Source organism: Candidatus Nomurabacteria bacterium (assembly GCA_016699085.1).
GTDB lineage: Bacteria > Patescibacteriota > Minisyncoccia > Phycocordibacterales > UBA9973 > CAZLWF01.
The window spans coordinates 294,980-307,644 of sequence record CP064958.1 but is presented as its reverse complement, the minus strand read 5'-3'; the positions used below and the strand labels follow the sequence as shown (position 1 = coordinate 307,644).

The 12,665-nt window shown below is 37.5% G+C and carries 14 protein-coding genes; 9 read left to right on the top strand and 5 right to left on the bottom strand.

The window, feature by feature from the left end; all coding sequences use genetic code 11:
• Window positions 1–2 precede the first annotated feature (2 nt).
• From IPF86_01605 to IPF86_01575, 7 genes are all read left to right on the top strand, one after another.
• Entirely contained in the window at window positions 3–893 is an 891-nt protein-coding gene (locus tag IPF86_01605; GenBank protein ID QQR50597.1) for a hypothetical protein, read from the top strand.
• A 7-nt stretch (window positions 894–900) separates the two neighbouring features.
• Window positions 901–1,302: a PrgI family protein gene (locus IPF86_01600; protein ID QQR50596.1), complete on the top strand. Its 402-nt coding sequence runs from the start codon at window positions 901–903 to the stop codon at window positions 1,300–1,302.
• Between the two features lie 35 nt (window positions 1,303–1,337).
• A complete protein-coding gene (locus IPF86_01595; protein ID QQR50595.1) occupies window positions 1,338–1,979 on the top strand; it encodes a hypothetical protein in 642 nt (213 codons plus the stop codon).
• A gap of 3 nt (window positions 1,980–1,982) precedes the next feature.
• A complete protein-coding gene (locus tag IPF86_01590) occupies window positions 1,983–3,818 on the top strand; it encodes a DUF87 domain-containing protein (GenBank protein ID QQR50594.1) in 1,836 nt (611 codons plus the stop codon).
• 66 nt (window positions 3,819–3,884) lie between these two features.
• Window positions 3,885–4,859 carry a hypothetical protein gene (locus IPF86_01585; protein QQR50593.1) on the top strand — a complete coding sequence of 325 codons (975 nt, stop codon included), beginning with the start codon at window positions 3,885–3,887 and terminating at the stop codon, window positions 4,857–4,859.
• A 1-nt stretch (window position 4,860) separates the two neighbouring features.
• Window positions 4,861–6,300 carry a hypothetical protein gene (locus tag IPF86_01580; GenBank protein ID QQR50592.1) on the top strand — a complete coding sequence of 480 codons (1,440 nt, stop codon included), beginning with the start codon at window positions 4,861–4,863 and terminating at the stop codon, window positions 6,298–6,300.
• A gap of 9 nt (window positions 6,301–6,309) precedes the next feature.
• A complete protein-coding gene (locus tag IPF86_01575; GenBank protein ID QQR50591.1) occupies window positions 6,310–7,719 on the top strand; it encodes a hypothetical protein in 1,410 nt (469 codons plus the stop codon).
• A 144-nt stretch (window positions 7,720–7,863) separates the two neighbouring features.
• Here the strand turns inward: IPF86_01575 and IPF86_01570 are convergent, their stop codons facing one another.
• The 5 genes from IPF86_01570 to rpmH are packed head-to-tail and all read right to left on the bottom strand — an operon-like array spanning window position 7,864 to window position 9,859.
• On the bottom strand, window positions 7,864–8,325 hold the full coding sequence (locus IPF86_01570) for a hypothetical protein (GenBank protein ID QQR50590.1): 462 nt from the start codon (window positions 8,323–8,325) through the stop codon (window positions 7,864–7,866).
• Entirely contained in the window at window positions 8,322–9,077 is a 756-nt protein-coding gene (locus tag IPF86_01565; GenBank protein ID QQR50589.1) for a YidC/Oxa1 family membrane protein insertase, read from the bottom strand. The genes IPF86_01570 and IPF86_01565 overlap by 4 nt, the downstream gene beginning before the upstream one ends.
• 39 nt (window positions 9,078–9,116) lie before the next feature.
• A complete protein-coding gene (locus IPF86_01560; GenBank protein QQR50588.1) occupies window positions 9,117–9,359 on the bottom strand; it encodes a membrane protein insertion efficiency factor YidD in 243 nt (80 codons plus the stop codon).
• A gap of 16 nt (window positions 9,360–9,375) precedes the next feature.
• Entirely contained in the window at window positions 9,376–9,705 is a 330-nt protein-coding gene (rnpA, locus tag IPF86_01555) for a ribonuclease P protein component (GenBank protein QQR50587.1), read from the bottom strand.
• Window positions 9,706–9,712: 7 nt separating this feature from the next.
• Window positions 9,713–9,859, bottom strand: coding sequence for a 50S ribosomal protein L34 (gene rpmH, locus IPF86_01550; GenBank protein QQR50586.1), 147 nt, complete (start codon window positions 9,857–9,859; stop codon window positions 9,713–9,715).
• A 147-nt stretch (window positions 9,860–10,006) separates the two neighbouring features.
• On the opposite strand from rpmH, the gene dnaA reads away from it, so the two are divergent.
• Complete coding sequence (gene dnaA / locus IPF86_01545; GenBank protein QQR50585.1) at window positions 10,007–11,356, top strand: chromosomal replication initiator protein DnaA; 1,350 nt, start codon at window positions 10,007–10,009, stop codon at window positions 11,354–11,356.
• 210 nt (window positions 11,357–11,566) lie between these two features.
• On the top strand, window positions 11,567–12,664 hold the full coding sequence (gene dnaN / locus IPF86_01540; protein ID QQR50584.1) for a DNA polymerase III subunit beta: 1,098 nt from the start codon (window positions 11,567–11,569) through the stop codon (window positions 12,662–12,664).
• The last annotated feature ends 1 nt before the right edge of the window (window position 12,665 follow it).

Sequence of the window (12,665 nt, the reverse complement as noted above, 5' to 3'; positions counted from 1 at the left end):
CAATGAAAAATATTTCACCAGAAGAAATCAAAAAAGCTTTCGAGAATGCACCAACTGAACTTATGCAAGCTACTTCTCGCATAAAAATTGATCAAATTACTCAAGAATTAGGGAAGAAATATAATCTTCATATAGATAAAATTGGAATACTTGATGGCTTGATTCCACTTGTATTTATAGGTCTTCTTAATCCTCAAGAATTCTCACAAGAGATCACGCAAGAAATGGGACTTTCTGTTATCCAAACACCGCTTTTGATTAGTGATCTCAATGAAAAAATATTTGCTCCAGTTCGTCAAAAGATGCAGGAGATCGAAGAATTAAATAGACCAATTGAGGATGAAGAAGTAGTTGAAACTATACAACAAGATGTAATTCCTAAAGAAATAATTTCTGTTGATCTTGATAGCCCAACTCAAGAGAAAAACACCACAAATATTCTAAAAGACGCAAAGATTGAACTCATCAAACCGAGAGAGACCGCTATTAGTGACGCATTAGATACTACCGACGCTCAAGCATTGACTCGAGATGCACTTATAAAGTCACTCGAGAATCCAATCAGAAACGACACATCGATGCCTCATCCACTACAAAAGCCTGCTAATGTAGGTATAGCTAGTGCTATCCAAACACCAAAAATCATTCCGCCTACAGTAAAACTCCAAGATATGCCAGTGCCACAGCAATTTGTGGGCATGCCTAAAAACCAACCAGAATCTACTGCACCATCAACAGCTACCCCGACACCAGTCCCAGCACCTCAAGGTAATGTTGTCGCTCAAAAATTACAGACGACATTTAAGATTCCAAAGCAAGAAAGCAATTACACATTACCTCAAGTAACAGGTAGTGCAGATAAACAAAAAGATTTATACCGAGAAGCTATATAATACCTATATGCGATTCCAAGTTCCACAATTTATTGATATAGAAGACAAGATATTCGGGCCATTTACCTTCAGACAATTCGTCTACCTCGCAGGTGGGGCAGGACTTTGCTTTATTGCGTATAGGCTATTGCCATTTTTCTTTGCTGTACTTTTTATTGCACCGATAGGCGGACTAGCACTCGCCCTTGCGTTCTATAAGGTGAATAATAAGCCATTTATATTCGTACTTGAAAATAGTTTACGATATTTTTTCCAGTCAAAACTCTACATTTGGAAACGTGAACCGAAAAAGAAAATTGTCGAGAAAAAAGACACTGAATTGCCAACCTCAGTTATCCCAAGACTCTCCGGCAGCAAGCTCAAAGAGATTTCTTGGAGCTTGGATGTGCTTGATATCAACAAAAAATAACAATATCCATGCGCGGGGATGGTATACTGTCCCATATGGCAATCAATGCGAAGGCCACCCAAGGGTTTGTGCCAATCAAAGAAGTTCGCGACGGCATCATCGTACTTAAAGATGGCGGCTTACGAGCTGTTGTTATAGCTTCATCAATCAATCTGTCACTCAAGTCAGCTGATGAACAGCACGCGATTCTTCTGCAATTTCAAAATTTCTTGAATTCGATTGAATTTTCAACTCAGATTATTATCCAATCACGACGATTAAATATTCAGCCATACCTTGTAACTCTTGAAAACAGAATGAAGGAGCAGTTAGAGCCACTCCTTAAGGTACAGACAAAAGAATACATCGAATTCATCAAAAGCTTTACTGAGCAGGTAAACATCATGACAAAGAACTTCTTTATCGTTATCCCGTATTCAGCAACTACGATAGGTAATACTGGCGGCATTACCCAAATGTTCACCGGCTTTAATAAATCATCAAAAGAAGCAAAAGAAGATGCATTGGCAGCTTTTGAAGAGAAACGTTCACAACTCGAAGAGCGCATTGCTGTCATCCAACAAGGGCTTAACCGATGTGGTATTCGAAGCACCCAACTTGGAACCGAAGAGATTATTGAACTTTTTTATAAGATATTTAATCCAGGCGAGACAGAGCAAAATATTAAACTAGAATAATATATGGCACTTTTTGGACTTTTAGGAAAATCAAAAAAGGGAAGCGGGAGCGACAAGCAAGTGTTGCCTGTTTTGCCACAAGAAATATACGAGGCCGCAACACTTGAGCTACAGGATATTATTGCACCATCAGCACTACAAGTTGAGCCAAAAGCACTACATCTAGGAGATAAGATTGCCCGAACTTTCTTCGTGATTTCGTATCCAAGGTATTTGACTGACAACTGGTTTGCGCCGATTATCAACCTCGACAAGATTTTTGATGTTTCAATCTTTATTCATCCGATTGATACTGCGACAATTTTGCGACAATTTCAAAAGAAAGTTGCAGAAGTGCAGAGCCAGATCAATATGCGCGAATCGCGCGGTTTGGTGCGCGACCCAATGCTCGATACTGCCTATCGCGATATTGAAACGCTCCGGGATAATCTACAGCAAGCACAGGAGAAAATGTTTGATGTTGGACTGTACCTCACTATGTATGCCGACAATGAAAATGAGCTTTTTAAAATTGAAAATGAAATCAAATCAATACTCGATGCTAAGCTCGTGTATTTGAAACCAGCACTTTTCCAGCAAGAAGAAGGATTCAAGAGTGTTATACCGATTGGCACTGACCTCCTCAATGTACACCAGAAGCTTAATTCTGAGCCTCTATCTTCAATTTTCCCCTTTGTTTCTTTTGACTTGACCTCAGACAAAGGTATTCTCTATGGTATCAACCGCCACAATTCAAGCTTGGTTATCTTTGACCGTTTCTCTCTCGAAAACTACAACTCCATTACCTTTGCCAAATCAGGTTCAGGTAAATCATATGCAACCAAACTCGAAATCATCCGTACACTCATGTTTGATACAGAAGTAATCGTTATTGATCCGGAGCGCGAGTATGAATATCTGGCTGAAGCAGTCGGAGGACGATACTTTAATATTTCACTATCATCTGATCACCACATCAATCCTTTTGATTTACCGATTCCACACGATGATGAGACAGCAGCAGATGTGCTCAGATCAAATACGATCAACTTAGTCGGACTATTCCGCATCATGCTAGGCGGCCTCACACCTGAAGAAGATTCTATTATTGATCGAGCGATTACTGAAACGTACGGCATCAAAGATATCACTCCAAATTCTGATTTCTCAAATATTGAGCCACCGCTCATGTCTGATTTTGAAATGGTGCTCTCTGGTATGGAGGGAACTGAGTCAATCATACAAAAGCTTACCAAGTATACCCGCGGTTCATGGGCAGGATTCATCAACAAACCATCAAATGTAGATATCAACAAAAAATTCGTCGTTTTTTCTGTCCGTGACATGGAAGACGAGCTTAAACCTGTTGCCATGTACATCGTGACCCACTATATATGGAACTCCGTTCGTAAAAACTTAAGGAAACGCCTCCTCGTCGTTGATGAAGCCTGGTGGATGATGAAATCAGAAGATACAGCATCGTTTCTCTACTCGATTGCAAAACGTGGCCGTAAGTACTACCTAGGACTTGCTACAATTACCCAAGACGTTGCAGACTTCATGAAAAGTCCCTATGGTATACCGATTGTGACGAACTCTTCAATCCAATTTCTTCTGAAACAGTCCCCATCGTCAATCGATTTACTACAAAAAACCTTTAATCTTACTGACGAAGAGAAATATCTTCTCCTCGAATCCGGTGTCGGTGAAGGCATATTCTTTGCAGGACTCAAACATGTAGCGATTAAGACGATTGCTTCCTATACCGAAGATCAAATTATCACCTCTGATCCTTCGCAAGTCCTTGCCATACAAAAAGCAAAAAAGGAACTAGAAGCAAGTGAAAAGGATAGTGCGTAAAAAAGTTGCACTGATTTCAATAGGAATGTGATTTACGTTTTATGCTCCTATGCTATACTTTAAGCAATGAAAAAAGCTTTTATCCTCCTCATTATTTCGATATATTTCGGATTAACTGTGGTCGCACACGCAGAACTAGTACAAAGCGATGTCAGTGTATCGACAGTACCAGAAATTCCAGGGCCTGATCAAATTGTCACCATAAAATTAACTAGTTTTGCTATTGATTTAAGCCGCGCAGACATTACTTGGAAGGTAAATGGCAAAATTGGACTCAATAAAACGGGAGCAATAAGCTATCAAGTAAAAACTGACAGTGTCGGAACATCAGTCACCGTTGAAGCAATCATTTCAGTTGATGGCTCATCAATAACAAAAAGTGTTCTGATAGTCCCGTCCTCGATCGATCTTCTTTGGCAAGCCGTTGATTCGCATGTACCACCATTTTATAAAGGCAAAGCAATGCCATCATCCCAGTCAGTAATCAAAGTTGTTGCTATGCCACAAGTAAAAGCTGGCACTATTGCAAGTCCTACGAGCATGACATTTGCGTGGCAAAGAAATTTTAACGCATACCCAGATTTTTCTGGCTATAGCAAAAATAGCTTTTTGTTTCAAACGAGCTACCTAAATGCCAAAGAGCAGATAAGTGTCAAAGCAACCGACGTAAGCTCCGGAGCAACAGGAACACAGAGTATCACACTTACAACCGGTAAACCACAGATTCTTTTTTATGTTTATAATCCGCTCGAAGGGATATTGTACAGCCATGAGCTTGGCAACATATTTAGTCTAGAAAGTAGCGAGGCGACCATTGTTGCAGAGCCATACTTTTTTTCACCACTTGATCCAGTAAGCAGTGATCTAAAATACAGCTGGAAATTAAATGAGCAGAACATAGCAACACCAAGCAAAAAGAATTGGCTTGTCATCAAGAAACCAGAAGGTATTGCAGGAAGCGCATCGATTGCCGTATCGATTGCAAGTATTTCACGACTCTTTCAATCAGCAGAAAAGTCAGTAATCGTTAATTTAGAATAATATGCAAAAAATACAACGAATTATATTCTTCTTTTCACTCATTGTTGCAATACTCATGCCTCATGGGTTACTCCATGCAGACCAGCAAGTAATCATCTACAGCATTACAGAAGCAACTCCAACTTCTTTTAGTTTCAATGGGGAAGTATTTGAATATCAAAATCTAGTTATGCAGGTGAAGTACGGCACCAGTACCTCGTCACTTGATAAAACTGGGCAAACTATTACGCCGTTGAGCGACAATACGTTTACCGGAAAAATTGATGGGGTACTACCAAATACAACCTATTACTTTGAATTATATAATGCTAGCAACCAGGAACCCGTCAGTGACTTAAAGCAGTTTAAAACGCCAGACACTGCGAAAGGAGCAGTGAGTGGCCAGGACGCAGATGTTAACTTGCCTGCAGCACCAACGCAAAACGGTGAAATAATAAAGTGCAATGAGGGAGCTGGTGAATATTGTCTACTTGCACCATTGCCAAACATAGTAAAAGTCACTCCTACAACAGGCCTAGGGGATTATCTTAATATTGTGGTTAAGTTTACTATAGGTTTTGCGGGAGTACTGGCTGTAGTTATGATAGTCTTAGGCGGTATTACCTACATGGGAAGTGAGTCATTTACTAAAAAAGAAGATGCTAAGGGGATGATTGGACATGCCATTGGAGGACTACTACTTGCACTTGCTGCATTTCTTATACTTAACACCATCAATCCTAACTTAGTTCGCTTACACCTTGGGATTAGTACCCAAAGCATTGCCGTCGAAGATATTATCATTCCAGATACCGTCTACCAATCAATTACTGGCAATGCTGTACCACTTCCAGGTGCTATTGATGCGGCAGCACATACCGTTGCCACAAACACTGGCATTCCATATTGTGTATTACACACACTTTTGCAAGTAGAAACTAAAGGCGGGCAAGCGGGACAAATAGGCATGGATGCAAATGTAAAAGGCACAAAATCCAACAAAGCTTTCCTAAACTCAGGTAAAACATACAAAGGAGTAACCTTTAATGGTGCAAGTGATCCAAATAAAAAAAATGATGTAAGCAAAAATGAGATTACCAACACACCTGGACTCGGCCTTGATTGGAGATTTAGTAATGGCATAGGTCTCGTACAAGTTACGTTTTTCCCAATTGGGTATGATTCTGGAACATACACAACGAATCCACCATCATGGGAAAGTAGGAATACCTACCCAACACGGGATGGTTTTACCCCAGCTGATATGTTGGATATGACAAAAAATTTGACTGAAGGTGCTAAAATCTGGAAATATTTCAATGGACTCCCAGGATGTACAAGCGATTATGCAAAAACTTTCTCAGCCTACAATGGTGGTAACAGTATGTGCAGTGCATCATCACCGAGTGCATATGGCCAAAATGCATATGGTATTTACCAATCTTGCCTCACCAACGGCTAATAGATATCTATGAATAAAAAATTCAAATTAGTAATACTAATCACGGGAATATTGCTCATTGCATTTATTGCTATTGGATTTTTTATAAAAAAAACAGACACTAATCCAAATCCAAGCAATATCGAAATAACACTACGAAACCTTTTCCCATTTGGACAAAAGACGAATGACAACCCTACGCCACTACCCCCAACAAATGACGTTATGCCACCAGGAAGTGTCCCTGGAGAACCTCAACCAATAGGCGAGGAGCCTCTACTACCTAAACTTCGCCATATCACAACCGAACCTGTAGCAGGAGCAATTGCATTTCTAACAACACGCACCATTGTGACCCCTGTCGCACCAGCAGCAATTGAAGGCGATTCAGGTGGTATCCCTGGATCACTGTCGATCGTTCCACCTCCAATTATCACCACTGTGCCAGCTACAGCTATCCGCTACATTGAAACCAAGACGGCACATGCCTACGAAACGTATACCGATTCTTTACAGACAAAAAGGATTTCTAATACAACAATTCCGAGAATTCATGAGGCAATATGGGACGCATCGGGCACCTCTGTTATTCTTCGCTACCTTGATGACGCGACAGGCAAAATCAAGACCTATATGGCAACATTCATAGCCCAACTTCCACTCGATACACTCTCCAATGAAGAAGAGCTACTTGAAATAAAGGAAGTACCACTCGCCACAACACCATATACACTTGAAGGCACTTTTATGCCAGAAAATATTACTGAAATGACAAAATCAAGTGACGGCACAAAAATATTCTATACATTTCCAACAGATGGGGGACTACTCGGGATAAGTACGGATTTTGCAGGTATTAAAAAATCACAATTTTGGAATTCAGCATTTACTGAGTGGCTCATGCAATATGCAAATAGCTCAACTATTGTCGCAACAACAAAACCAGCAGGTATACTTGGCGGCTATGTGTATTCTATCAATGCGACAACGGGCACTATGACAAAAATACTTGGCAATGTTCCTGGAGTAACCACTCTCATGAGCCCTGACGGAAAAAAACTTATTTACGGCGCAACAATTGCAGGCAGTTACTCCCTCTATTCGTATGATGTATTAACCCACGTATCAGCAAATCTTGGACTAGCGACATTACCTGAAAAATGTACCTGGGGAATAGGTAGCCAGGTTCTATATTGCGGCATACCTAAGGCTCTACCAGTCGAAACATATCCCGATGCATGGTACCAAGGCAAAGTAGCTTTCGATGATTCACTTTGGAGAATCAACCTGACAACAAACATCTTTGCCAACCTTGTCGATCCAAGCACAATCAATCAATCCCCGATCGACATGACAAAACTGTTTACTGATCCATCTGAAAAATTTATATATTTCACCAACAAAATCGATGGATCACTTTGGAGCTATCAATTCAACTAAAATAAAAAAACGATTATTCTCGATGAGGACCTACGCCCCACAAGAAGAAAATAATCGTCTTATTTTAGTTGTAATTAAAAATTACGAATGACGAATTGAAATACAGTATGCATTCGTAATTTGTAGTTGTAAATTCGCAATTATTTAGATGTTCCCTATATATTTGATGACTACTCGTCGGTCACGACCAATGCCTGTTGATTCTGTTTTAATGTCGTTCTTATTCTCTAAAAAAGTATGGATGATTTTCCGTTCAAAAGCAGACATTGGGTCAATCTCAACGCTAGATTTGAAAAATATCGCTCGCTCAGCCATCATATGAGCTATTGTTTTTAAATTATCTACTCTGGTCTTTTGGTAGTTATTGACATCGATCAGTATGGTTTTGTCATCTACAGTCTCTATTGTTTCAAGCATTCTTCTTGCAATATGATTAAGCGCTTGTAGTGTTTCTCCGTTATGACCAATCAAATATTTCGGCTCACTAGTTTCAATGTGATACCAATAGTACGAACCAGTCTCATCAAGAATCACTTCAGTTTTAACAACATCAAAACCACTTTTCAGTATGAGATCATCCAATAATTTTTTAGTTTCATCTTTCATTTATTTCTAAACTTAAAAAGTGCTTTGGTGTCTAATAAACCAGCTTTTTTTCTAATGATAACTTCCTGAATAATACTTACTATGTTGCTAGTTACCCAATACAGTACGATAGCTGCTGACACGGTATAGCCAATAAAGGCTATAAATGGCGGCAGGAGATACTTTATTTGAAATTGCATGCTTTGCCCCAGTTGAGCACTAAACGAAGCATCCTTGCTTACTGGGACGCTTGGCGCAGTTGATGAAAACGAGAGGTGAGCCTGTATAAACTGTGTTACGCCAGCCAAAATAGCTAAGAGTAAGCTGTGTTTGGTTATATCAATAAATCCAAGGAAAAATGTCCGTATGTGTTCAGGATAATGAACAAAAGAGTAGAGAAGTTCTGGATATTGATCTAGTCCATTCTTGAATGTCTGATAGAGCGCAATAATGATAGGGAACTGGATAAGCACAACAAGACAACTCGAAAATGGATTGACCTTATTTGCCTTATACAATTCAAAGGTTTTTTTAGCTTGTTCTGTCTTATCAGGGGTTTCTGCCTTTATTTTTGCGACTTCACCCTCAATATTCTTCATTTTCGCCTGATTAATAATCGATTTCTTGGTTAAAGGAAAAAGTATCAATTTAACGACAATAGTAAGGAGAACGACCGCAATACCGACATCGTGCGCCGGAGCAATCGATGTTAGAAAGACCAAAGCATTAAGGAGGGGTTTATAGAGTATGAAATTCCAAAGTAATAGTAACATTCCCCCATTGTAGCAGAAAGTAGGGATTACGAAAGAATATTACAGAAGTGGATCAATGGTAGGTTTTGCCCATGGATGACATTTAGAAAGCCTTCGTAAGCCAAGCTTACTACCTTTCCAAATACCATATTTAACTATTGCTTGGTACATATACTCAGAACATGTTGGGTAAAAAACACAACTCTTTGTTTTAATCAAACCCAACCACGGCAATATGCCAGTATCAAGTGAAAATACTTTCTGATAGACACGAATAGCAATGAGTACAACTTTTTTTACCATAAAATGCACAGGAACGTTATGTGTGTATTGGTGTTTGGTGAAATAATCTCTTCATTTCTTCTTTTAATTCTTGATTTGTAAGCTTTTCAATGCTTTTTTTAACATATATGACAATAAGCATTGGGGAAGTGGTTGTACTATATGTCTCAAGAATTGCATAAATACGACGTCTGGCTTTATTTCTAGTAACAGCAAGTTTAGCAACCTTTTTTGATATAACGACTGAAAAACCTATTTTACCTTGATTTAAATGGGTAATAGTAGCAGATAGCGTATTGCCTGACAGACGAAAATCAGCTTTTCTAGGAAAGCTTTGTTTGGTAATACGCTTTTGTTTGGCTAACATGTAAGGCTTATTTACGTGGTTTGGACACAGTAAGCTTCACTCGTCCCTTTCGGCGACGCCTAAGAAGGACATTTTTGCCATTTTTTGTCTCATTTCTGACAAGAAAGCCGTGAGTCTTTGCTCGCTTACGCTTTTTAGGTTTATAGGTTTGCATAGTGCTAGTATAGGCGAATTTGAATAAAAAACAATATCTAGCTAAAAATCGACAATACACTTATTAACATGATATCAACAAAGACATCCCAATTGACCCCTGTTGGCATTTCCACACAAGGGACTATAATAGGTTAACTTCAACCTTATGCAAGATACAAAACAACTTTGGGAACAATGTTTAGGCGATATAGAGCAAGCAGTTTCGCGAGCAAACTATAGTACATGGTTTAAAAATACGACAATTACTCGTCAAGAAAATGGCACCGCTTGTATTGGTGTACCAAATGAATTTGTTAAAGATTGGCTTTGTAATAAATACCACAAACTGATACTGAAGACCTTGATGCAATATTCAGAGAATGTAAGAGCTGTAGAATATACTATTACTCGCTATGATATTAAACCAAAAGAGGAAGTTAGTATCGAGCAGAAATCTTTTATCAACAAAGAATTACCTTTACAAGACTTATATATCAATAAAGAGGATAATTTAAACCCACGTTATATATTTGAAAGCTTTATTGTTGGCTCATTCAATGAACTAGCATTTGCAGCGGCCCAAGCTATTGTTAGTAAGCCTGGTGCTAGTTATAACCCATTTTTCATCTATGGTGGTACCGGGTTAGGAAAGACACATCTGATTCAAGGTGTGGGTAATGCTATTAAAACAAAGTATCCAGATAAAAAAGTGCATTATATTACCCTTGAAAAGTTTGCAACAGACCTAATTAATTCTTTTCAAACAAATAAAGCAAATAATTTTAAAGAAAAATATAGAAAATACGATGTGCTAATCATCGATGATATCCAATTTGTAGGGAAAATGGAGAAAACACAAGAAGAATTATTTCATACATTCAATACTTTCTATGAAAGTAACCGTCAAATAATTTTTTCTTCAGATAAACATCCCAATTATATCCCCGGTCTTGAAGACCGATTAAAATCTAGATTCTCGGCTGGCATGATAGTAGATATTACTGAGCCTGATTATGAATCAAGGTTAGCAATACTCAGAACAAAACTGCAAGAACAAAAAATTGAAATTTCTGATGAGGTTTTAGAATATACAGCAGCAGTTATAAGCGGCAGTATCCGAGAACTCGAGGGAAGTTTAAATGCTATTATTTGTCAAACAAGGTTGAAAAATAAGGATATTTCAATGAGTGAGGTCAAAGGTCTTATTAAAAATAATATCAAACCAAAGAAAAATGTTTCTATTGATGAAGTAGTACACATTATTTCCACATTTTATAATATTGATGAATCTTCTATATATGAAAAAACCCGACGCAAAGAGATCGTGCACGCGAGGCAAATGATTATGTATATTCTCCGTGAGGATTTTAATGTTTCATATCCACTCATAGGACAGAAACTTGGTGGCAAAGATCACACAACTGTTATACATTCATTTTTAAAAATTAAAGAGGATTTAAAAAGAAACCCAAATTTATCCCAAGAACTTGAACAGATACGCGGTATGTTCAAATAATAATAACGTGTGGATAGAAATGTGTAGACTGTGTATAAATAAAAAAATTAAAAGAAAAAGTATAGTTATGAAAAATAAAACCATACAATCGCAGTTAGTAAAAAATATTATTTCGGTAAATAGGCTTGTATATATGACTATATATAGTAATCCACATATCCACAGGACTAATAGTAATAATTAATTTTATATAAAATAAATACTACTACTATGAAACTAGAATGTTCAGTTGAAAAATTATTACGAGGTATTACATATGCAGAAAGAATTACTGGGAAAAATTTATCACTTCCTATCTTAGGAAGTATATTACTTATTGCTTCAGGAAAATCAATAAAATTACGTTCTACTAATTTAAGTTTAGGTATTGAGGTTGAAATTCCAGCTACAGTTGAAAAAGAAGGTGTTGTTGCAATTAAAGGTGATGTGTTGTCACGGTTTTTAGCGACAATAACGGATACAAAAAATATTACCCTAACTATTGAAAATGATAGTTTAGTCTGTACAAGTAAAAATAATTTTTCTAGAATAAAGACTGCCTCGTATGAAGATTTTCCCACAATACCTATCGTTGAGGGGGCACAGCATCATATTTCGTGTAAGAAATTTATTGAAGGGATTAAATCAGTTTATTATAGTTCATCAATATCAGATATAAAACCTGAAATTGCCAGTATTTATATATATACTGACGCAGACGTACTTAGTTTTGTGGCTACTGATTCCTTTAGACTTGCTGAAAAGAAAATAAAAATTTCCCATGATACCGAATTTCCAGGCATTCTTATACCTTATAAAAATATAATCGAAATAATAAGAATTTTTGAAGAAATAAATGATGATATAACTATTACTGCAAGTAAAAACCAACTAGCTATAGCATATGGTGGAATATATCTTACTTCACGTATTATTGATGCAATTTTTCCTGATTATAAACAAATTATTCCCAAAGAAACAACAACTAGTGTCGTTGTTTTGAAAGAAGATTTTATAAGGGCTTTGAAAATAGCAAATATTTTCTCTGATAAGTTTAATCAGATTACTTTTACTATTGATCCAGTACAAAAAGCTTTTTTCCTAGCAACAAAAAACAATGATGTGGGTGAAAATAAGACTATGGTTGAAGGGGCACTAGAAGGAGAACCTATAACGATTAGTTTTAATTATAAGTATATTATTGATTGTTTCCAGTCAATAAGTGCTGATAGTATTACACTTAATTTTAATGGAATAAATAAACCATTAATACTCAAAGGTGGGTCAGATGCAACATTTCGTTATCTCATTATGCCCATGAATAGATAGT